Source organism: Pseudomonas caspiana, from assembly GCF_002158995.1.
GTDB classification, from domain to species: domain Bacteria; phylum Pseudomonadota; class Gammaproteobacteria; order Pseudomonadales; family Pseudomonadaceae; genus Aquipseudomonas; species Aquipseudomonas caspiana.
The window spans coordinates 77,346-99,781 of sequence record NZ_LOHF01000014.1; the positions used below are offsets into that span (position 1 = coordinate 77,346).

The window sequence follows — 22,436 nt, forward strand, 5'->3', positions numbered from 1 at the left end:
CACCGCGTCGCCAACACGTTAGCTCCTACCGGTGGATAGCCATCGACACCTCACCCTTCGATCGGCATCACCGTCACCCGCACTTCAGGGTCGTGACTGCCACCGCCAAGAATCACGCCGCGTAATGGCGATACATCTGAAAAATCCCGTCCCCATGCCAGACTGATGTGCTCCAGCGCCGGCTGCACGTTATTGGTTGGATCGAAGTCTACCCACCCCAGCACCGGACAAAACACCGACACCCACGCATGGGAAGCATCCGCGCCGATCAGTCTCGGCTGGCCAGGTGGTGGCTGAGTCAGCAAATAACCACTGATGTATCGTGCCGACAAGCCACGTGAGCGCAAGCAGGCCAGCATCAAGTGGGCAAAGTCCTGGCAGACGCCACGGCGTGTTTCCAACACTTCAACCAAGGGTGTTGCGACCTGTGTGGCTTCGCCGTCAAACGTGAACTCGGTGAAGATCTTCTCCATCAATGCCTGTACGCACCACATCAGCGGCTGACTCGGCACGAAGCAATCCGCCGAGAACTCGATGAACGATTGCTTCAAATGCACATAGGGCGACTCGAAACGATAGCGACAGGCTTCCATGATGTCCGCCGACATCGGCCGAGCGTTGTAGGTCATGATGCTGCGCGTCATTTCCCACGCGGGCGAATGATTGAAGTTAAGCGGCGCACGCTCAAGGACTTCGACCTGCAGGCGCGCATTGACCTCCAACTCATCATGAGGCCGCTCAAAAGCCAGACGCGTCAGCGGGTTGCCGAACACGTCGAACTCATCACGGCGAATCGTCGGAATCGGGCTGACCAGCAACTGCTGCTCAGTACAGCGCTGCCAGGGATTGGGTCGCGGCCACAGGTGTGCCAACTGCTGGGCCAGCGAAACCGGGCTGTCGTATTTGTAATGCGTGTCGTGAAAAATCTGGTAACGGGCGCTCATCAGACAGACACCGTACGTTGGCTGATATCGTCGACGTGGGCAAAGTGACGCAAAGCCAATCGATCCGAAACTTGTGCGCTGGCATCGCCAATGCTTTGCAACATGTCTGCAAGGCCCTCTAATACCGCCTTGATACTGCTGTCACCAAACAAGGGGTTCTCCAGACAACCCAGGTCGAAACTCGACAGGCGTCGAACCAGCGTCCCCAGGCTCGCATCGCGAGGCGCGCCGAACTCTTCGTTCAGACGATTCAGCGACTTGGATACCAGTTTGAGCTGGAACAGCACAGCGTGAGGGTTCTGATCATCGAGCAACAGCAAGTCCAGCACCGGAATCAACTGCGGTACGGCCAGGTATCGCGAGCGGTAGGTAATGCTGCTGTTGCCCAGTTCGAGTAGCCATTCCAGACCAGCCTGATCGGTCACGGCAGCGCTGCGCAGGAACGCCGCCAGGCTATTGCTGAGAAACTTCAGACGCTCGATACGCCGACCGATCATCAAAAAGCGCCAGCCTTCGTCCCGGGTCATGTCATCCAGAGCAAACCCGGATAACGCTGCCAGCGACATGACCAGTCGGTTGAGGAAGTCCAACAGTTCGCCAAAATCCGGATCCTTGCTGTCCAGGCTAGTGGCTTCGCGCTGTAATTCGACCAGCGCCTGCCAGTTCTCCCGAGACAGCTTGCCGCGTACTTGCGAGGCTGCCCACTGCAAGCGCTGCAGGTTAGCGCGCAGGCTGAACGGCCACTCTTCGCCGAGAAGAGCCGCAAGCAGCCGCTCAGGCAACGTACCGCCCTCCTCCTCTTGAGGCAGCAGGTTCAGACGCTCACCCAGCGCCACGGCGGCCTCAAGCGCTTCAGGATCGTCGCCATCCACATAACGGGTCAGCATGATGCGCAGCAAACGCGCACTGTTATCGCAACGCTCGCAATAACGGCCAAACCAGAACAGGTTTTCTACTACGCGAGAGGGCAAATACGGGTCACGGCGGATCAAGTCATGCACGCCCAATGTGCGCTGGCTTTTCCAGGGCTCACCGGTTTGCGAAAGTTCGCCCAGCACCCATGTGTCTTTACTGGCACCGCCGCGCTGCATCGAGACCACGTCGGCATCGGCTTCAGCAGCAACGCGAGTCAATCCGCCCGGCAAGACTCGGTAGCCTTCAGAACTGGCCACGGCATAAACACGCATGCCAATGGCACGAGGCTGTAATTGTTCGCCATCGGCCTGCCAGATCGGCGCGTGAGACAGCTGCGCCAATTCCTGAGCTACATAAGCGTAGGGCCTGGCCTGCATGCGCAGTGCGAGGGCTTCGCGCTGGGCTTTGTTCAAATCTCGACCGAATACCGGCGAGAAACTCTGGGAAGGGAAAGCGGGTTTGATCAACAAATCCGGCAGCTTCTCTAACGCCTGAGCCAATACGGGCGGCTCACCACACCACCAGGTCGCAACGGACGGCAGGATCAAGTCTTCGCCAAACAGGTGCTGGCAAATCTTCGGTAAAAATCCCAGCAGACCCGGTGACTCCAGCACGCCGCTGCCCAACGCATTGGCAACCAGCACTTTGCCCTGACGCACCGCTTCCAGCAGGCCCGGCACGCCGAGCGCGGAATCGGTGCGCAGCTCCAGCGGATCGCAGAAGTCATCATCCAGACGACGCATGATGGCGTGCACTCGACGCAGACCGCTGAGGGTCTTCAGATACACCGCTGCATCACGAACCGTGAGGTCGCCGCCTTCAACCAGTGGATAACCCAGCTGGCGCGCCAGATACAGATGCTCGAAATAGCTTTCGTTGAAGCGGCCCGGCGTCAACAACACGATTAACGGTGTTTCGTTATTGGCTGGCGCCTGGCGTGCCAGGGTTTCCTGCAACGCGCGGAAAAAACCGGACAGGTGCTGAACCTGCAAGTCCCGATAGGTTTCCGGAAAAGCACGGGACACGATCTGACGGTTCTCCAGAGCGTAACCCGCACCGGACGGCGCTTGCGTACGATCTGCCGTCACCCACCAGCGGCCATCAGGGGTGCGTGCCAGATCCACCGCGTACATGTGCAGGAACGCACCCTCCGGCGGGGTGATACCTTGGCAAGGCCAGAGGAAGTTGTTGTGACCGAACACCAGTTCGGCGGGCAGCAGGCCTTTTGCGATAAGCGTTTGCGGGCCATACAGATCAGCCAATACCGCGTTGAGCACTTTCGCCCGTTGCGCAATACCGGCGGCAACCTGTTGCCATTCTTCGGCGGGAATCAGGTGCGGCAGAAGGTCCAGCTCCCACGGCCGGTCAGCGCCCTTGGGATCGGCATAGACGTTGTACGTCACGCCATTTTCCTGAATTTGCCGGGCCAACAGCGCCTGCCGCTGAATCAATTGCGCGGGAGTGCTGCGCTGAAGGTGCTCATACATGCGCTGCCAATGGGGGCGAACAGCGCCATCGGCATCAAGCATTTCGTGATAGGTACCCGCGAACAACGGATATTGGTCAAGCAAGTCGCGCATGGAAAGCTCGGCAGAGACTAAAAATTTCAGAGTAGCGCAGTCGGATGTCAGCTGATGGTTAGCTGCTTGCGACTGACGGAATCTCTTATACAAAACCGGATTCCCTGTAGGAGCGCACGAGCACCGCGAGGCCGCGATGACGGTGTATCAGGCAGACCAACATCGCTGCCTCGTGGTGCTCGTGAGCGCCTATAAGGTTCGTACTTCCTGAACGATGCCGGTTTGTTATCTATGCAAACGCATATCCAGCGTCATCGGCAGTTCATCGTTGATGCTCAGCAAAGGCACTTCCAGTTTGCCGGGGGTGTGACCGATCCTGAAGAACCGTGCCAGACGACGGCTTTCCGCTTCGTTGGCGTTGACCGGCAGGGTCTCGTAGTTGCGACCGCCAGGATGCGCGACATGATACTCGCAGCCGCCCAGAGAACGCTGCATCCAGGTATCGACAAGGTCGAATACCAGCGGCGCATGTACTGGAATAGTCGGTTGCAGGCAGTTGGCAGGCTGCCAGGCGCGATAACGCACACCGGCGACAAACTCGCCAACTCGTCCGGTGGGCTGCAAAGGTATCGCAATGCCATTACAGGTCAATACATACCGTTTCGGCGGCAAGCCATTAATCTTGACCTGCAGGCGCTCCAGAGAGGAGTCCACGTAACGCACCGCACCACCGGCCGAACCTTCCTCACCCAGCACATGCCAAGGCTCTAGCGCCTGACGCAATTCCAGCTCGATGCCACTGACCGCGTAATCACCAACTTTAGGGAAGCGGAACTCCAGATGCGCCGCGAACCACTCGGCACGTACCGGATAACCAGCACCGTTCAACTCTTCGATAACGTCCGCAAAGTCTTGCTCAATGAAGTGCGGCAACATGAAGCGGTCATGCAGCTCTGTGCCCCAACGAGCCAGCTTGGCTGGCGCATACGGCTCGCGCCAGAACCGCGCAACCAATGCACGCAGCAACAACTGCTGAGCCAGACTCATCCGCGCATGGGGCGGCATTTCGAAGGCGCGCAGCTCCAACAGGCCCAGTCGGCCAGTAGCGCCGTCAGGGGAATAGAGCTTGTCGATACAGAACTCAGCCCGGTGAGTATTGCCAGTGACGTCGATCAGCAAATTACGCAGCAACCGGTCAACGACCCAGGGCGCAACTTCTTCGCCGGGTTTGGGCATTTGCGCAAACGCAATTTCCAGCTCGTACAGAGAGTCGTTACGCGCCTCATCAACCCGCGGAGCCTGTGAAGTCGGGCCAATGAACAGCCCGGAAAACAGATACGACAGCGATGGATGGTTATGCCAGTAACTGAGCAGGCTGCGCAGCACGTCAGGACGGCGCAGGAAAGGTGAATCACCCGGCGTCGCGCCCCCCAGAACAAAGTGGTTGCCACCGCCGGTGCCGGTATGACGGCCATCGATCATGAATTTCTCGGTGGTCAGCCGCGTCAGACGCGCCTGCTCGTAGAGAAATTCGGTGCGCTCTACCAGTTCATCCCAGGACGCGGACGGCTGCACGTTAACTTCGATAACACCCGGATCAGGCGTGATACGGAAATTCGCCAGACGCGGATCGCTCGGCGGCTCGTAGCCTTCGAGCAAGACCGGGCAGTTAAGCTCTTCAGCGCTGGCCTCAATGGCCGCCACCAACTCCAGATAATGCTCAAGCTTTTCCAGCGGTGGCATGAACAGGTACAAACGCCCTTCCCGCGCTTCGGCACATAAGGCCGTGCGGGTCAGCCAGTCAGCCGACTCGTCGATCTTCGGCATACGCTCAGCATTGGCGTCTGGCTGCTCGGTGAGCCCGGTGAGTTGCGCCTGAACTTGCCCGTCATCTGGCAGCTCGGGGAAATCCTGATTGAAGTCGGTGGGGTGAATGAACGGATATTCCGCCGCTTTGACCCAAGGTTGCGATGCCAGCGGCAAGCGATAGCCCAGCGCCGAATCACCGGGCACCAAGCGGCAATGGGTGTCCCGCAGATACCAGCGACCGCTCTGCCAGCGATCACCATCAACGGAGCGCGCCAGAGGAAGGACTTGACCGATAACCTTGTCCAGACCTTGAGCGAACACTTTGCGCAGCCGTGCACGCTCAAGTTCGTCACTGAGGCGTGAGTCTTCGGCGCTGACGTTGGCAGGCAGTGCGCCCTCACGCCACAGGTAATAGAAATTGTCTTCGTAGGCCGGGAACACAAAACGCGTAGGCACTTTCAGTCGTTCGGCCACGCTGGCCAAAAACCTTCCCGCCAGCTCACCTGTCGCGCCGTAGTTTTCGGTTTCTTCAGCGATCAACGCATTGTTGTGCCAGACCGGCTGCCCGTCTTGGCGCCAGAAGCAGTTAAGCGACCAACGCGGCAGTTGCTCGCCCGGATACCACTTGCCCTGACCAAAATGCACGATACCCAGCGGCGCATAGTGCTTGCGCATGCGCTGGAACAGCTCGGCCGACAAGGCACGCTTTTTCGGCCCCAGTGCAGCAGTGTTCCACTCGGCACCGTCGCGATCATCAATGGAGACGAAGGTTGGTTCGCCGCCCATCGTCAGGCGCACATCGTTGTCAGTCAGATCGCGATCGATCTGATGGCCCAGCGCTTGAATCTCGGCCCATTGTTCTTCGGTGTAAGGTTTGGTGACGCGAGGTGCTTCCCAGATACGCTCCACCGACATTTCATGGCTGAACTCGGTTTCGCAAGGCTCGACCAAGCCACTGATCGGCGCCGCCGATGACGGTTCAGGACTACAAGCCAAGGGGATGTGCCCCTCACCTGCGAACAAACCGGAAGTGGCGTCAAGACCCACCCAACCTGCGCCGGGCAGATAAACCTCACACCAGGCGTGCAGGTCGGTGAAATCGACATCCGTGCCCGAAGGCCCGTCGAGGGCTTCAACATCGGCCTTGAGCTGAATCAGGTAGCCGGACACGAAACGCGCAGCCATGCCCAAGTGACGCAGCAACTGCACCAGCAGCCACGCCGAGTCTCGGCATGAGCCGGACGCGTTTTCCAGCGTGAATTCCGGGGTTTGTACACCGGGCTCCATGCGGATCAGGTAATCGATGTCCTGACTCAGGCGCTGGTTGAGCCCCACCAGAAAGTCGATGGCTGGCAACGGGGTGCGGTCGATGCTGGCCAGATAGTCAGCAAACTTCGGCGTCAGTGGCAGTTTTTCAAGATACGGCGCCAGCTCGCGCTGCTCTTCGCTGGCATAGTAGAACGGGATCTTCTCGGCATAGGGCTCAAGGAAGAAGTCGAACGGATTGAAGACCGCCATTTCGGCGACCAGATCGACTTCAACACGCAGCTCATTGGTCTTTTCCGGGAAGACCAGCCGCGCCAGATAATTGCCCTGGGGATCCTGCTGCCAGTTGATGAAGTGGTTTTCCGGCAGGACTTTCAGTGAATACGACAGCACTCGGGTACGGCTGTGAGCCGCCGGACGCAAACGAACAATTTGCGGACCTAGCTCAACCGCTCTCTCGTAGCGGTAATGCGTGACATGGTGCAAGGCAATATGAATCGACACGGCGTGCCTCCTGCGAGCCTGGACGGTATCGGAACCGCGCAAGACTTATGCCATCCGGGCAAATACGGCGGTTCCTCGGTGGCGAGGCAGAACCAGGCACTATTAAAGCGCCCACTGTGCCCCGCGGTGCAAGCGTTGCACAGAAATAAGGCGTGGGGAGGGGAAATTTTTCGGAGCTAGATTGCCCTGAGCCACTGAGACTGATTGACTTGCAGCAAACGCAGCCCTTGTAGGAGCCAACTTGTTGGCTCCTACAAGGATGTGCGCTTTAGTCCACACCTCTTTCGCAGCCTTCGGCAGCTGCTACAGAAAAGCTGGTAAGCGGGTTTAGCGCGGAACTACAGGCTTACGCTTTGGCGGCTTGGGACCTTTGCCTTTCGCAGCATCCATACGCTCTTTGGCAGCCTGCCTGTTACGCGCCTCGGCGGCAGCCTTGGCTTGCTCGCGTTTGTCCCAAGGTTTGCTGCCGTCGCTGGCGCGAGGTGGCAAGCCGGTGTGCTGGGTGAGGATCCGTGTGGTTCCCTTGGCTACCTTATGGCTACCGGCGGGGGTCGAGTTTTTACGTCGGGCGCTCTGGTAACTGTCGGTTGCAGGCTGATGTTGCGGGATCAACTGATCCTTGCCCGAGCCAATCAAGTCGGCGCGACCCATACGGATCAACGCTTCGCGCAACATTGGCCAGCCTTTCGGGTCGTGATAGCGAAGGAACGCCTTGTGCAGACGACGCTGCTCTTCGCTTTTCACGATGGTCACCGCATCGCTCTTGTAGGTGACCTTGCGCAGCGGGTTTTTGCCCGAGTGATACATGGCGGTCGCCGAGGCCATAGGCGACGGATAGAAAGCCTGCACCTGATCAGCACGGAAACCGTTACCCTTGAGCCACAGCGCCAGATTCATCATGTCTTCATCGGTGGTACCCGGGTGGGCTGCGATGAAGTAAGGAATCAGGTACTGCTCCTTGCCTGCTTCCTTCGAATACTTCTCGAACATGCGCTTGAATTTCTCATAGCTACCAATGCCCGGTTTCATCATCTGGTTGAGCGGACCTTCCTCGGTGTGTTCCGGGGCGATCTTCAGGTAACCACCCACGTGGTGAGTCACCAACTCTTTAACGTACTCCGGCGACTCGACCGCGAGGTCATAGCGCAGGCCGGAAGCGATCAGAATTTTCTTCACGCCCGGCAAAGCACGAGCGCTGCGATACAGCTGAATCAGCGACGAATGGTCAGTATTCAGGTTCGGGCAGATACCAGGGAATACGCACGACGGCTTGCGGCAAGCGGACTCGATTTCCGGGCTCTTGCAGGCAATGCGGTACATGTTCGCAGTCGGGCCGCCAAGGTCGGAAATGACCCCGGTGAACCCTGGAACCTTGTCACGAATTTCTTCGATCTCGCGAATGATCGACTCTTCAGAGCGGTTCTGAATGATCCGGCCTTCGTGCTCGGTGATCGAGCAGAAGGTACAGCCGCCGAAACAGCCACGCATGATGTTCACAGAGAAACGAATCATGTCGTAGGCAGGAATCTTTTCCTTGCCGTACGCAGGATGCGGGACACGTGCGTACGGCATGCCGAACACGTAGTCCATTTCTTCAGTGGTCATCGGAATCGGAGGCGGATTGAACCAGACGTCCACTTCGCCATGCTTCTGCACCAGCGCACGAGCGTTACCCGGGTTTGTTTCAAGGTGCAGTACGCGGTTGGCGTGAGCGTAGAGAACGGCATCGCCACGTACTTTTTCCACGGACGGCAAACGGATAACCGTTTTGTCGCGGGTCATGCGTGGGCTGGCCAGAATCTGTACGACCTTGGCCTCGTTCGGGTCTTCAACCGGGCCTTTTTCCTGCTCGATGGCGCAGGCCTGGGTGTCCTGGGTGTTCACATACGGGTTGATGATCTTGTCGATCTTGCCTGGACGGTCGATACGGGTGGAGTCCACTTCGTACCAGTCTTTAGGCGTATCACGGCGAATGAACGCGGTGCCGCGCACATCGGTGATGTCTTCAATCTTGTGGCCGTAGGACAGACGCTGAGCAACTTCGACGATTGCCCGCTCGGCGTTGCCGTACAGCAGAATATCGGCGCAGGCGTCGATCAGAATCGAGTTACGGACTTTGTCCTGCCAGTAATCGTAATGTGCAATACGACGCAGCGAAGCTTCGATGCCGCCCAGCACGATAGGCACATGCTTGTAGGCTTCCTTGCAACGCTGGCTATAAACGAGACTGGCGCGATCCGGACGCTTGCCCGCCATGCCGCCTGGGGTATAGGCGTCATCGGAGCGGATTTTCTTGTCCGCGGTGTAGCGGTTGATCATCGAGTCCATGTTGCCGGCAGCGACACCGAAGAACAGGTTCGGCTCACCGAGCTTCATGAAGTCGTCTTTGGACTGCCAGTTAGGCTGGGCAATGATCCCGACGCGGAAGCCCTGAGACTCCAACAGCCGGCCAATGATTGCCATGCCAAACGACGGGTGATCGACGTACGCATCACCGGTGACGATGATGATGTCGCAGGAATCCCAGCCAAGCTGATCCATTTCTTCCCGGCTCATGGGCAGGAAAGGCGCAGGCCCGAAACATTCGGCCCAGTACTTCGGATAGTCAAATAACGGCTTGGCTGCTTGCATGTCGGAACCTACGTTTGCACGTTGGAAAAATCGCGGGCGCGGAATATAGCACAAATTTTGATCAAGTCCGACGGTAGTGGTCGGAATTGAGTGACAGGTGTGGCGACCCAATAGGGCTTAACCGTAACCGTAGGACCGGCTTTAGCCGGGAGGGCGCTGGTAATCCGATAATTTTCCTTAGCCAGAAATACCGCTCTCCCGGCTAAAGCCGGTCCTACGGGCGGTCGTCAGACACATCCCACACATCACTCATCTTCGAAGTTGTAACTGCCCGGCGCGAGGTTTTCAAAGCGGGTGTATTTGCCGATGAACGCCAGCCGCGTTGTACCGATTGGACCGTTACGCTGCTTACCGATGATGATCTCAGCAATGCCTTTATGCTCAGTCTCCGGGTGATACACCTCGTCCCGGTAAACGAACATGATGACGTCGGCGTCCTGCTCGATCGCTCCGGATTCCCGCAAGTCGGAGTTGATCGGGCGCTTGTTCGGACGTTGCTCCAGGGAGCGGTTGAGCTGCGACAGAGCAACGACCGGGCAGTTGAATTCCTTGGCGAGGGCTTTCAACGAGCGGGAAATCTCGGAAATCTCGTTGGTCCGGTTGTCACCACCGGAACCCGGAATCTGCATCAGCTGCAGGTAGTCGATCATGATCAGGGCGATATCACCGTGCTCACGCACCAGACGCCGGGTCCGGGCACGCATCTCCGAGGGGCTGATGCCCGCGGTATCGTCGATGAACAACTTGCGTTCGTTGAGCAGGTTGACCGCAGACGTCAGACGCGGCCAGTCGTCATCTTCCAGGCGACCGGCACGGACCTTGGTCTGATCGATACGCCCCAGCGAAGACAGCATACGCATGATCAGCGATTCACCTGGCATCTCCAGCGAGTAAACCAGTACCGCCTTGTCGCTGCGCAATACGGCGTTTTCCACCAGGTTCATGGCAAACGTGGTTTTACCCATGGACGGACGACCCGCGACGATGATCAAGTCGGCCGGTTGCAGGCCGCTGGTCTTCTCGTCCAGGTCGGTATAACCGGTGGAAAGTCCGGTAATAGCGTTATCAGTGTTGAATAGCGTATCAATACGATCGATGGCCATCGTAAGTAGATCGGTCACAGCGACTGGACCGCCCGTTTTCGGACGCGCTTCAGCGATCTGGAAGATCTGCCGTTCGGCCTCATCGAGAATCTCTTCGGCGTTACGCCCTTCCGGGTTGAACGCGCTGTCAGCAATTTCGGTGCTGATGCTGATCAACTGCCGCAAGGTCGCCCGCTCCCGGACGATTTGCGCGTAGGCCTTGATGTTAGCCACCGACGGGATGTTTTTTGCCAACTCACTGAGGTAGCCCAGACCGCCCACTTGCGAAGTCTGACCTTCCTTTTCCAGCTGTTCGGCCAGGGTTACCACGTCGATCGGCTGGTTCTGATCAGCCAGACGTGCGATGGCGCGGAAGATCAGGCGATGGTCATGTCGATAGAAGTCACCGTCCGACACCTGATCGAGCACGCGTTCCCAGGCGTTGTTGTCCAGCATCAGACCGCCGAGTACTGCCTGTTCGGCCTCGATGGAATGCGGCGGCACCTTCAGGGCAGCAGTTTGCAGATCATATTGCTCGGGGGCGGAGATATCGTTCATGTCGACTCGAAATCAGGGATGGTAAAAACCATCGGTACAGAAAGACAAAGGGCACGACCTGTAAACAGGATCGTGCCCGATGTTAACCCTCTGACGAACAAGTCGCCAGACGATTACGTACTGCTTAAGCAGCCACCACGACAACGCGAACGGTTGCTTCTACGTCGCTGTGCAGGTGCACGGCTACGTCGAATTCGCCAACGTTACGGATGGTGCCGTTCGGCAGACGAACTTCGCTTTTTGCAACTTCAACGCCAGAGGCGGTCAGTGCATCAGCGATGTCGTGAGTGCCGATCGAACCGAACAGCTTGCCTTCGTCACCAGCGGTGGCAGTGATAGTCACTTCCAGCTCAGCCAGTTGGGCAGCGCGAGTTTCGGCAGAAGCTTTTTTGTCTGCAGCCAGTTTTTCCAGCTCGGCACGACGCTCTTCGAACGCAGCAATGTTAGCAGCGGTCGCAGCGGTAGCTTTGCCGTAAGGCAGCAGGTAGTTACGACCGTAACCGGCCTTAACATTTACTTTGTCGCCCAGGTTGCCCAGGTTAGCGACTTTTTCCAGAAGGATCAGTTGCATGTGAAAATCCTCTTAACTTTTAACCTTCACCGTTCGCGCTATCGGAGTCTTTCGATCCCAGACGACCGCGAAAATCAATCAGGCTGTCGACAATGGCAATAACCACAAGCAACGGACCTATCAGGTGCATGAATGGCACCAGCGTGACGTACATCCCCACCAACCAGAAATTGGCCAGTTTTTTTTGCGCCACCAGCCCATGAATCAAGGCTAGCCCGGCGAAGGCCAACGGTACGCTCAGCAACGGCAACAGAACCAACATTTGTACGCCAAGCATCGGCCCTACAAACATCGCTGCCAGCAGCGATAACGCCAGCCCTTTAGGGATTCTGATCTGACGAAATTCGCGACCAAAACCACCGGGGTTGTACAACAGCGCCTGCCAATAGCGCCCAAGAATCAGGCACAACACACTGAAAACCTGCAACGTAACCGCTATTGAACCGATGATCAGAGGCGGAATCAGTGAAGCGAAGGTAACTCGCTGGTCTGCCGAGAGTTTCTCGTAGACCTCACCGAAAGCCTGAGGCATGAGTTTCTCGAACTCCTGACTCAAACTGTCAACCATGGAGCTGAACACCGTTCCAAGGCTCACTGCACACAACAACCCGACTACCACGCTGACCAGCAGCACGCGATTCCAGGTGTGGCCTGCGCGTAAAACCAGCGCCAGACCACAAGCCCCCAGCAACACTAACAGTGCACTGGGATCCTTCTGGAAGTACCAGCAAACCAACGCTGAAAGCACTCCCACACCAATGACGCCAATGGCGTCCGAACCGCGCCGCAGTAGCACAAGACTAGCTGCGGCGGCACTCACACAGTACAACAGCGGCAATGCCGCAAATCCGGCCACAACCAGCATGGCCTGCAAACGTCCCCGCATGATGAATTCAGCCAAGGCGCGCATGCATTAGATCCCTTACTACTTTGTCGACTGCCCGGTCTCAGCGGCCGTGGCTGTCGGTGTAGGCCAGCAGGGCCAGGAAGCGGGCACGCTTGATAGCGGTGGCCAGCTGACGCTGATAACGTGCTTTGGTACCAGTGATACGGCTTGGAACGATTTTGCCGGTCTCGGATACGTATGCTTTCAGAGTGTTGAGATCTTTGTAATCGATCTCTTTCACGTCTTCAGCGGTGAAGCGGCAGAATTTACGACGACGGAAGAAACGTGCCATGTGATTGGCTCCTTAAAAGGTCCGTGGATTACTCGTCAGCGTTATCGCTGTTGTCGCTGTCATCACCATCAACGCCATCGGCGCTGTCGGAGTGCTCAGGACGGTCGCGACGCTCACGGCGCTCACTGCGGTTTTCTTCAGCCTTGAGCATCTCGGACTGGCCAGTTACGGCTTCGTCACGACGGATGACCAGGTTACGGATCACTGCATCGTTGTAGCGGAAGTTGTCTTCCAGCTCGGCCAGAGCCTTGCCAGTGCACTCAACGTTCAGCATCACGTAGTGAGCCTTGTGAACATTGTTGATTGCGTAAGCCAGTTGACGACGGCCCCAATCTTCCAGACGGTGGATTTTGCCGCCGTCTTCTTCGATCAGCTTGGTGTAACGCTCTACCATGCCGCCGACTTGCTCGCTTTGATCCGGGTGGACCAAAAAGATGATTTCGTAATGACGCATGAATGCTCCTTACGGGTTGTAGCCTGCCGCCAATAAGCGGTCAGACAAGGAGTGAATGACACTGTTAGTCTTGCTCAGGGACAGGCACATGAGCGCCTGCCGTGACAGCAAGGGGCGCAATTGTAGAGAAGGGGATGCAGAGGTGCAAGGCAATTGGTGAATATTTGAACAATTGCAGTAAAGCCTCTGCGGGAGCTGTCGCAGGCTGTGAAGATCCGAAGGACCGTCGTCGCGATTGAAGGCCAATCGCAGCCTGCGTCAGCTCCTACAGGGATATTACTTCTTGGTGCCGGCCGCTTTCACATTACGCTGACGCAACGCTTCAAACAGGCAAACACCGGTTGCAACCGATACGTTGAGGCTGCTGACGCTGCCTGCCATCGGCAGACGCACCAGGTAATCGCAATGTTCACGGGTCAGGCGACGCATGCCCTTACCTTCGGCACCCATGATCAGAATGGTCGGACCGGTGAGGTCTTGCTGATACAACTCCTGCTCAGCCTCCCCCGCCGTACCGACAACCCAAAGGCCACGCTGCTGAAGCTTTTCCAGAGTGCGTGCCAGGTTCGTCACAGCAACCAACGGGATGACTTCAGCCGCACCGCAAGCCACTTTACGCACTGCAGGCGTCAGAGTTGCGGACTTGTCCTTGGGGACAACCACTGCCAGCGCTCCGGCAGCATCGGCAGTGCGCAGGCAAGCGCCAAGGTTGTGCGGGTCGGTTACACCGTCGAGCACCAGAATCAGCGGAGCGCCTTCGGTACGATCCAGTAGTTCATCGAGCATTGCCTCGCCCCAGACCTGACTAGGGCTGACTTCAGCAACAACACCCTGATGCACGCCATCGACCCACGCATCCATTTCACGACGCTCGGCCTGGCCGATCGAAACGCGATTCTCACCGGCCAGCGCAACCAGCACTTGAACACGAGGATCGCTACGTCCCTCGGCCAGCCAGATTTGCTTGACCCGCTTTGGGTGGTGACGCAACAACGCTTCTACAGCATGCACGCCGTAGATTTTTTCCAACGAACTCATGACTTGGCCTTAGGCTTGCGCGCCCCGCCGCTTTTCGCGGCTGGGGCCGAACCCGCTTTCGGCGGGCCTTTACGGTGTTTACTGGGTTTAGCAGGTCTGTCCGATGATGGCGCAGAACCGGCTTTACCGGACTTTCCCGACAATGCCTTGCTACCACCCTTCGCTTCAGCCAGCAGAGCCTGTTTCAATTCTCGACTTTTACGCACTTCAGCGTTTTTCGCTGCTGCATCACTAGGCCGATAGGCTTCAGGCTCCGCGCTGGCCTTGGCTTTAGCCTTGGCCGGACGCTTGCTCGGCGCACGCTCTGGAGCGGCGGCTTTTTCGACAGGCTGCGGTTCGGCGCCACGACGTTTGCGACCAATCGGTGCACTGATGGTTTTTTCGGCCATCTCGAAGTCGATCTTGCGCTCATCGAGATCCACACGCATAACGCGCACTTCAACCGTGTCGCCCAAGCGGAAGCTACGACCGGTGCGCTCGCCCGCCAGGCGGTGATGCACAGGATCGAAGTGGTAGTAGTCGCCCGGCAATGCAGTGACGTGCACCAGACCTTCGACGTAGATATCAGTCAGTTCAACGAACAGACCAAAGCCGGTTACGGCGGTGATCACACCCGGGAAGGACTCGCCAACGCGGTCTTTCATGAACTCACACTTGAGCCAGTTCACCACGTCGCGGGTGGCTTCATCGGCACGGCGCTCGCTCATTGAGCATTGTTCGCCCAACTGCTCGAGGATCGCCTCGTCGTACGGGTAGATACGCGCTTTCGGAATCGTCGCCCCGCCAGCACGACGCACATGCGGCGTGTCCTGCTTGGAGCGAATCACGCTGCGGATTGCACGGTGAGTCAGCAAGTCAGGATAACGACGAATCGGCGAGGTGAAGTGGGTATACGCTTCGTAATTCAGACCGAAGTGGCCGTTATTGTCAGAGCTGTACACCGCCTGACTCAACGAACGCAGCATTACCGTCTGGATCAGGTGATAGTCCGGACGATCACGTACAGTTTCCAGCAACGCCTGATAATCCTTCGGCGTCGGACCGTCTTTACCTTTGTGCAGGGATAGACCCAGCTCACCCAGGAACGCCCGGAGTTTTTCCAGACGCTCAGGCGGAGGACCATCGTGCACGCGGTAAAGCGCAGGAATCTCGTGCTTCTTGAGGAACTCGGCAGTGGCCACGTTAGCGGCCAGCATGCATTCTTCAATCAGCTTGTGAGCATCGTTGCGAGTGGTCGGACGAATTTCCGCGATCTTGCGCTCGGTCCCGAAGATGATGCGGGTTTCTTGCGTTTCAAAATCGATAGCGCCGCGAGTATGACGAGCGCCCAACAGCACCTTGTAAAGCGCATAGAGCTGTTTAAGGTGCGGCAACACTTCCGGGTATTCGCCCCGCAACTGGCGGGCGTCGCTGCTTTTAGGCTGTTCCAGCATTGTGCTGACCTTGTTGTAGGTCAGACGTGCGTGAGAATGGATCACCGCTTCGTAGAACACGTAGTCAGTCATCTCGCCAGACTTGGAGATGGTCATCTCACAAACCATGGCCAGACGATCAACGTGCGGGTTCAACGAACACAGGCCGTTGGAAAGCTGCTCAGGAAGCATCGGCACAACGCGCTCGGGGAAGTACACCGAGTTGCCACGCACTTGCGACTCAGCATCCAGTGCCGAGCCGATCTTCACGTAGCTCGATACGTCAGCGATGGCTACGTAGAGCTTCCAGCCGCCCGAGAACAAACGCAATTTGCCGGGTTTGGCTTCGCAATAAACCGCGTCGTCGAAGTCGCGAGCATCTTCACCGTCGATGGTAACGAACGGCAGATGACGCAAGTCGACGCGATTTTCTTTGTCTTTTTCTTCAACTTCCGGCTTGAGCTTGGCGGCTTCTTTCAGCACGGCCTCAGGCCAGACGTGAGGAATATCATAGGTGCGCAACGCGACATCGATTTCCATGCCGGGCGCCATGTAGTTGCCAACGACTTCGACGATATCGCCCTGAGGCTGGAAGCGCGGAGTCGGCCAGTGGGTGATTTTCACCTCGACGAACTGACCGATCTTCGCGTTGTTATTACGCCCCGGAGTGACCAGCACTTCCTGCTGGATTTTTGGATTGTCTGGAATGACAAAACCAATACCGCTCTCTTCGAAGTAACGACCGACCACCGTTTCATGGGCGCGAGAAATCACTTCGACGATAACGCCTTCACGACGACCGCGACGGTCCAGGCCGGAAACGCGCGCCAGAGCACGGTCACCATCGAACACCAGACGCATCTGGGCCGGACTCATGAACAGGTCATCGCTGCCATCGTCAGGTACCAGGAAGCCGAAACCGTCACGATGCCCGGAGATACGTCCCAGGATGAGGTCCAGCTTGTCCACCGGGGCATAAGTGCCACGACGGGTGTAGATCAATTGCGCGTCGCGTTCCATGGCTCGCAAACGGCGGCGCAGGGCTTCGAACTGATCTTCAGTTGTCAGGCCAAATTCTTCCACCAGTTGCTCACGGCTCGCCGGCGAACCGCGCTCGGAGAGGTGAGCCAGAATCAATTCACGGCTGGGGATAGGGTTTTCGTATTTTTCCGCTTCACGAGCGGCCTCGGGATCGAGGGACTGCCAATCGGCCATTAGATAGTTTTCACCTTGTCTATATGCGGGCTAGTTTGGCATACACCTATTGAAACGGGAAATTTCAGACTCCAACAGCGCCTGAAAAACCTGTGACAAGACGCAAAAGAGCCCCGGAATACGCCGCCTGCGAAATTTTTCAGATTTTTTTCGCCACGGGGGTTTACAGTGTAAAAAGCGCTCCGTATAGTGCGCGCCATCGACAGGCAGACGCTTGTCGGTACTGCCCAGATGGTGAAATTGGTAGACACGCCAGCTTCAGGTGCTGGTGACCGCAAGGTCGTGGAAGTTCGAGTCTTCTTCTGGGCACCAATTTCGAGTAGCAGATTGTAAAATCTACTGACTCCCACAAAAACCCGCGAAAGCGGGTTTTTGCATTTCAGATTTTTGTTTTCTATTTTTATTCCCAGAAGCTGGAAAGCATTTATTAAAACCAAAACAGGGGTTTACAGATCAAAACCTGCTCCGTATAGTGCGCTCCATCAACGGCGTGCAACGCTGCTGATGCTGCCCAGATGGTGAAATTGGTAGACACGCCAGCTTCAGGTGCTGGTGACCGCAAGGTCGTGGAAGTTCGAGTCTTCTTCTGGGCACCAATTCAAACAAAACCGAGCCATGTGCTCGGTTTTGTGCTTTCTGGGGTTTGGATTGCAGCCGGACCCGTGGGAGCAGAGCAGGCTCTGCTCCCACAAAAATCCCCCAGCGCCCTGCAATTAAGCCCGGAACTGCCCCAGGCTCGCCTTCAACTGTGCCGCCAGACCATCCAGCACTTTGCCGCTCGCAGTGGTTTCCTCAACGACCTGCGCCGCACGTTGTGCCTGAGCATGTATGACCTCCACTCGCCCCCGCACGGCGTGAGCACCTTCGGCCTGATGAACTGCCGCCTTGGTCGCCAGACCAATCGCCGCGTGTACCTGCTCAACAGAATCTTGAACCGATTGCTGCAATTTAGCGCTATTGCGCAGCACCGCCAGACCTTCATTGGCCTGACGCCCCGCCAGTCCAATCGCCGCCACAGCCTCTTTCGCCCCCGATTGCAAGGCGCCGATGTGCGCCTGAATATCTCCGGTAGAGCTTTGCGTCTTGCTCGCCAGCGCACGAACTTCGTCCGCCACTACAGCAAAACCTCGACCCGTCTCCCCTGCCCGCGCAGCTTCAATGGCTGCGTTCAGTGCCAACAGATTAGTCTGCTCGGCAATGCCGTGAATCACTTCAAGTACCACTTCGATCTGCTCGCTCTGCTGAGCCAGCCGCTCGATGACTTTCGAACCGGTTTCGACCTGGCCCGCCAGCGCCTCGATCAAGCCGCCCACCTGGTTTGAAGTGCGCGTGTTTTCATCAGTTGCCTGACGGATGTCCACCACCTGCCGCAAAGCTGCCTGCATGGCATGGCTTTCGGACTGAGCTTCTTCAGCCATATGCTCAAGGGCCTGAAGGCTGGCGGCCACTTCGTCGCGCTGCAGCTCTGCAGCAGCACCGGCACCCGCGTTACGCTGGCTCATCGCATTGATTTCAACGCCCGTGCGCTGCGCCACATCTCCTGCCTCGCGGACGATCGGCTGAAGCTTGGCGACAAAACGGTTGACGGCTGCCGCCATGTCACCAATTTCGTCATTACTGTCGAGCTTCACTCGCTTGGTCAGATCACCCTCGCCCGCCGCCAGATCATCCAGCGCTGCAATCAACAACAGCAGCTTGTTGACCACCCTGCGTCCCAGCACCACAGCCAGAACCAGGAGTACGCCCAGCCCGACTAGCGCAAGGCCCATGCCGATCCGCCACCGCAGCGTTTGAGCCGCTTCCTGCACAGCCGACGTGGTATTGGCCGACATGGCAGAAGCAGCGTTTTGCACGGAATCCAGACGCGAGCGCAGTGCTGCCGAGCTGTCCTTCGATGCGCCCGCCAGACTTTCGGAAACCAACTGCCCACCACTGGTGATCAGCGTCGCAAAACGCTTGTCCAGAGCCACGAGATTTTCTTCGACGGTGGCCGTGGAAACTCCCATGCGCACCTTGCCGATCTCAACACCATTCGGGCTGATGGAGGCCTCGACGTAGTAAACCGAGCTGTCTGTTTTCGCAGCGTTCAGCACCTTATCCATCGCCCGCTCGCCTTCACCCTTGGCAAGCAGCGCCTGGATCAGGGGATTTTCGCGATTCAGGTATCGAGTCAGGTGCTCGCCAGCCGCATCGTCATAGATCACGAACAACACATTAGGATTGCGCTGCGCACGACGAGCAAATTCGGACAGTGTAGGGGTGTCGTTATCCCACATGGCGCGGGGTGCCACAGCGGCCAACAGTTCGGCCATATCGGTGGCTGAATCCTTGAGGTCTTTTTCCAGCGTGGCACGCAGTTGAGCCTGCTCATCCTTCAGGCGGGCGGCAAGGCCGACGCTCAAGCGCTGGCTGGTACTGGTCGCCAGATTGTCGAGGCTTGAAGTGACTTCGCGACTTGCCTGCTCGAGCTCGGAGGACAAGTGTTGCGAATCTACACCCAGGCGACTCGCAAGATCGGCTTCAAGCGCAGTAACAGTGCTCCTGGTAAGAGCGACCGCAACCAGCACCTGCACCAAAAGAGCGATACCCAGGGCAATGAACACAGGGCGCAGCAAGCGGCTGCGCAAGAGAGAAAGGACAGCTGACACGGGGAATCCCTCCACCATCGGCGCCATTAAAATGATGGCACCTTTTCTGACGCTTATTACAGCAATCGCCGTGCCGTTCCTGCGGCCACGGTAAAACCAGAAAAAACAAAGGGCCGCATATGCGACCCTTTGTTTTTATACCAACGACTTATCAGCCAAACGGGTGACGCAGAACGATAGTTTCGTTGCGATCAGGACCTGTCGAGATAATGTCGATTGGCGCGCCGACCAGCTCTTCCAGACGCTTGATGTAAGCGCGAGCGTTAGCTGGCAGCTCTTCAAGAGTCTTGGCGCCCAGAGTCGATTCAGTCCAGCCCGGCACTTGCTCGTACACAGGCTTGAGGCCAAGGTAGCTGTCAGCATCGGTTGGTGCTTCGATGACTGCGCCCTGCTCGTTCTCGTAACCGACGCAGATATTGATGGTTTCGAGGCCATCAAGCACGTCAAGCTTGGTCAGGCAGATGCCGGAGATGCTGTTGATTTCGATAGCACGACGCAGGATCACGGCATCGAACCAGCCACAGCGACGAGCACGGCCAGTGGTCGCACCAAATTCGTGCCCACGCTTGGCCAGGAACGCACCAACATCGTCAAACAGCTCAGTCGGGAACGGACCCGAACCCACACGCGTGGTGTAAGCCTTGGTAATACCCAGGATGTAATCCAGGTACATCGGACCAAAACCCGAACCGGTGGCAATGCCGCCAGCCGTGGTGTTGGAGCTGGTGACGTACGGGTAGGTACCGTGGTCGATGTCCAGCAGCGAACCTTGAGCGCCTTCGAACATGATGTCTTTGCCGTCGCGACGCATTTCGTGCAGCGCGGCAGTGACGTCGAGCATCAGTGGCTTGAGCAGTTCGGCGTATTCCATGCACTCGTCGAGAGTCTTCTGGAAGTCGATGGCTGGCTCTTTGTAGTAATTGACCAGCACAAAGTTGTGATAGTCGAGCAACTCGCCCAGCTTGGCGGCGAAACGCTCGCGATGGAACAGGTCGCCGATGCGCAGACCGCGACGTGCAACCTTGTCTTCGTAAGCCGGACCGATGCCACGACCGGTGGTGCCGATCTTGAACTCGCCACGCGCCTTTTCACGCGCCTGATCCAGCGCAACGTGATACGACAGGATCAGCGGGCAGGACGGGCTGATGCGCAGACGCTCGCGCACCGGAATGCCTTTCTCTTCCAGCTTGATGATTTCACGCATGAGCGCATCAGGAGCAACCACCACACCGTTACCGATCAGGCATTGCACGCCTTCACGCAACACACCGGACGGGATCAGGTGCAAGACGGTTTTTTCGCCGTCGATCACCAGAGTGTGACCAGCGTTGTGGCCACCCTGGTAACGCACTACAGCGGTAGCATGTTCGGTCAGCAGATCAACGATCTTGCCTTTGCCCTCATCACCCCATTGGGTGCCCAGGACTACGACATTCTTACCCATAACACTTGTCCTCATTCACGCAAACTTGGTGTCGGCGGCCGCCGACAGGAAAACTCAAGAAGCCAGCGGCACGACTTGCCAACGCTCGCCATGCTGAATCAATTGCCGATCACAATCGGCATCACGCGCTGCAGCCACCAGTTGCCCAGGCAACGCCTGCACAACACGCTGACCCTCACTGCGCAACTGACAAACCTGCTGCCAGAGTGCTGCATCCGTACTGTCCGGCATCCAGATACCGCCGGAAGGCAATTCGATTTCCGCACGGCCCAATGTCACCAAAGTCTTCAGGTCCGTGGAAAAACCGGTGGCCGGGCGAGCCCGACCGAAATCCGCACCGATGTCATCATAGCGACCGCCCTGAGCAATGGACTGACCCACGCCTGGAACGAACACTGCGAACACGACACCCGTGTGATAGTGATAACCGCGCAACTCACCCAGATCGAAATACAGCGGGAGCTCAGGGAATCGCGCCGCAAGGCGCTCGGCAACGGTCAGCAGATCGTCAAGGGCAGCCAACACCGGCGCAGGCGCATTGGCCAGACGATCACGGGCCGCAGCCAGCACTTCACGACCGCCACACAAGTCAACCAGCGCACGCAGCATCGACGCCAGATCGGCAGGCAGATTGGCCGTCAGCTCGATCACTTCGTCGATGGCTTTGCGCTGCAGGGCATCAAACAACAGTTGCTCAACTTCACCGGACAAACCAGCAGCACGAGCCAGACCACGGTAGATACCGACATGCCCCAGGTCCATGTGCACATCAGGCACATCGGCCAGTTGTAGCATGGCGAGCATCAGGCTGATGACTTCAACGTCGCTGCTCGGGCTTGCATCGCCGTACAACTCGGCGCCCAGTTGAATCGGGCTACGCGAAGAAGACAGAGCCCGCGGCTGCGCATGCAGCACGCTACCGGCATAGCACAGACGGCTCGGGCCTTCACGACGCAGGGTATGCGCATCAATGCGCGCCACTTGCGGTGTGATGTCGGCACGAAAGCCCATTTGCCGGCCCGACTGCGGGTCAATCACTTTGAAGGTGCGCAGATCCAGATCCGAGCCCGCGCCAGTGAGCAAAGATTCAAGGTATTCGATATGAGGGGTGACTACGAATTCATAGCCCCAGCTCTGGAACAGATCCAACACCTGACGGCGCGCTACTTCTATGCGCGCCGCTTCAGGTGGCAGTACTTCTTCGATGCCATCTGGTAGCAGCCAGCGGTCAACCGTTGCCATTACGC

General features: G+C 57.7%; 14 protein-coding genes and 2 tRNA genes. 2 read left to right on the plus strand and 14 right to left on the minus strand.

Annotated elements, in window-relative coordinates; genetic code table 11:
* Positions 1–50: 50 nt before the first annotated feature.
* From AUC60_RS16875 to rnr, 11 genes are all read right to left on the minus strand, one after another.
* The gene (locus AUC60_RS16875) at positions 51–944 is read right to left on the minus strand and encodes a transglutaminase family protein (RefSeq protein ID WP_087269840.1); all 894 of its coding nucleotides are present in this window, start codon (positions 942–944) and stop codon (positions 51–53) included.
* Entirely contained in the window at positions 944–3,439 is a 2,496-nt protein-coding gene (locus AUC60_RS16880; protein WP_087269842.1) for a circularly permuted type 2 ATP-grasp protein, read from the minus strand. The genes AUC60_RS16875 and AUC60_RS16880 overlap by 1 nt, the downstream gene beginning before the upstream one ends.
* 225 nt (positions 3,440–3,664) lie before the next feature.
* Entirely contained in the window at positions 3,665–6,958 is a 3,294-nt protein-coding gene (locus AUC60_RS16885) for a transglutaminase family protein (protein ID WP_087269845.1), read from the minus strand.
* 327 nt (positions 6,959–7,285) lie between these two features.
* Positions 7,286–9,589 (minus strand): YgiQ family radical SAM protein, encoded by a 2,304-nt coding sequence (locus tag AUC60_RS16890; RefSeq protein ID WP_087269848.1) that lies wholly within the window; start codon positions 9,587–9,589, stop codon positions 7,286–7,288.
* Positions 9,590–9,834: 245 nt separating this feature from the next.
* Positions 9,835–11,229, minus strand: a complete 1,395-nt coding sequence (gene dnaB, locus AUC60_RS16895; RefSeq protein ID WP_087269851.1) for a replicative DNA helicase — start codon at positions 11,227–11,229, stop codon at positions 9,835–9,837.
* Between the two features lie 124 nt (positions 11,230–11,353).
* The gene (rplI, locus tag AUC60_RS16900) at positions 11,354–11,800 is read right to left on the minus strand and encodes a 50S ribosomal protein L9 (RefSeq protein WP_020293665.1); all 447 of its coding nucleotides are present in this window, start codon (positions 11,798–11,800) and stop codon (positions 11,354–11,356) included.
* Between the two features lie 19 nt (positions 11,801–11,819).
* On the minus strand, positions 11,820–12,710 hold the full coding sequence (locus AUC60_RS16905) for a hypothetical protein (RefSeq protein WP_087269854.1): 891 nt from the start codon (positions 12,708–12,710) through the stop codon (positions 11,820–11,822).
* A 37-nt stretch (positions 12,711–12,747) separates the two neighbouring features.
* Positions 12,748–12,978 (minus strand): 30S ribosomal protein S18, encoded by a 231-nt coding sequence (gene rpsR, locus AUC60_RS16910; protein ID WP_002551829.1) that lies wholly within the window; start codon positions 12,976–12,978, stop codon positions 12,748–12,750.
* A gap of 28 nt (positions 12,979–13,006) precedes the next feature.
* Positions 13,007–13,432, minus strand: coding sequence for a 30S ribosomal protein S6 (rpsF, locus tag AUC60_RS16915; protein WP_027900435.1), 426 nt, complete (start codon positions 13,430–13,432; stop codon positions 13,007–13,009).
* Positions 13,433–13,708: 276 nt separating this feature from the next.
* On the minus strand, positions 13,709–14,470 hold the full coding sequence (rlmB, locus tag AUC60_RS16920; RefSeq protein ID WP_087269858.1) for a 23S rRNA (guanosine(2251)-2'-O)-methyltransferase RlmB: 762 nt from the start codon (positions 14,468–14,470) through the stop codon (positions 13,709–13,711).
* Positions 14,467–17,097 carry a ribonuclease R gene (gene rnr / locus AUC60_RS16925; RefSeq protein ID WP_087269861.1) on the minus strand — a complete coding sequence of 877 codons (2,631 nt, stop codon included), beginning with the start codon at positions 17,095–17,097 and terminating at the stop codon, positions 14,467–14,469. The genes rlmB and rnr overlap by 4 nt, the downstream gene beginning before the upstream one ends.
* 225 nt (positions 17,098–17,322) lie before the next feature.
* Here rnr and AUC60_RS16930 point away from each other — a divergent pair.
* Positions 17,323–17,409: transfer RNA gene (locus AUC60_RS16930), tRNA-Leu, on the plus strand.
* A 197-nt stretch (positions 17,410–17,606) separates the two neighbouring features.
* A tRNA-Leu gene (locus AUC60_RS16935) sits at positions 17,607–17,693 on the plus strand.
* A gap of 117 nt (positions 17,694–17,810) precedes the next feature.
* Here the strand turns inward: AUC60_RS16935 and AUC60_RS16940 are convergent.
* The 3 genes from AUC60_RS16940 to AUC60_RS16950 all read right to left on the minus strand — a co-directional run bounded on the left by AUC60_RS16940 (position 17,811) and on the right by AUC60_RS16950 (position 22,431).
* Complete coding sequence (locus AUC60_RS16940) at positions 17,811–19,745, minus strand: methyl-accepting chemotaxis protein (RefSeq protein WP_087270027.1); 1,935 nt, start codon at positions 19,743–19,745, stop codon at positions 17,811–17,813.
* Positions 19,746–19,896: 151 nt separating this feature from the next.
* Positions 19,897–21,189 (minus strand): adenylosuccinate synthase, encoded by a 1,293-nt coding sequence (locus AUC60_RS16945; protein WP_087269865.1) that lies wholly within the window; start codon positions 21,187–21,189, stop codon positions 19,897–19,899.
* Between the two features lie 54 nt (positions 21,190–21,243).
* Positions 21,244–22,431, minus strand: a complete 1,188-nt coding sequence (locus AUC60_RS16950; RefSeq protein WP_087269868.1) for an ATP phosphoribosyltransferase regulatory subunit — start codon at positions 22,429–22,431, stop codon at positions 21,244–21,246.
* Positions 22,432–22,436: the final 5 nt, after the last annotated feature.

Excerpts from the sequence above, each read along its gene's own strand:
- rpsR (WP_002551829.1), bottom strand. The coding sequence starts at position 12,978 with ATGGCACGTTTCTTCCGTCGTCGTAAATTCTGCCGCTTCACCGCTGAA.
- AUC60_RS16875 (WP_087269840.1), bottom strand. The coding sequence starts at position 944 with ATGAGCGCCCGTTACCAGATTTTTCACGACACGCATTACAAATACGAC.
- AUC60_RS16945 (WP_087269865.1), bottom strand. The coding sequence starts at position 21,189 with ATGGGTAAGAATGTCGTAGTCCTGGGCACCCAATGGGGTGATGAGGGC.
- AUC60_RS16880 (WP_087269842.1), bottom strand. The coding sequence starts at position 3,439 with ATGCGCGACTTGCTTGACCAATATCCGTTGTTCGCGGGTACCTATCAC.
- rplI (WP_020293665.1), bottom strand. The coding sequence starts at position 11,800 with ATGCAACTGATCCTTCTGGAAAAAGTCGCTAACCTGGGCAACCTGGGC.
- rlmB (WP_087269858.1), bottom strand. The coding sequence starts at position 14,470 with ATGAGTTCGTTGGAAAAAATCTACGGCGTGCATGCTGTAGAAGCGTTG.
- rnr (WP_087269861.1), bottom strand. The coding sequence starts at position 17,097 with ATGGCCGATTGGCAGTCCCTCGATCCCGAGGCCGCTCGTGAAGCGGAA.
- AUC60_RS16890 (WP_087269848.1), bottom strand. The coding sequence starts at position 9,589 with ATGCAAGCAGCCAAGCCGTTATTTGACTATCCGAAGTACTGGGCCGAA.
- rpsF (WP_027900435.1), bottom strand. The coding sequence starts at position 13,432 with ATGCGTCATTACGAAATCATCTTTTTGGTCCACCCGGATCAAAGCGAG.
- AUC60_RS16905 (WP_087269854.1), bottom strand. The coding sequence starts at position 12,710 with ATGCGCGCCTTGGCTGAATTCATCATGCGGGGACGTTTGCAGGCCATG.
- AUC60_RS16950 (WP_087269868.1), bottom strand. The coding sequence starts at position 22,431 with ATGGCAACGGTTGACCGCTGGCTGCTACCAGATGGCATCGAAGAAGTA.
- dnaB (WP_087269851.1), bottom strand. The coding sequence starts at position 11,229 with ATGAACGATATCTCCGCCCCCGAGCAATATGATCTGCAAACTGCTGCC.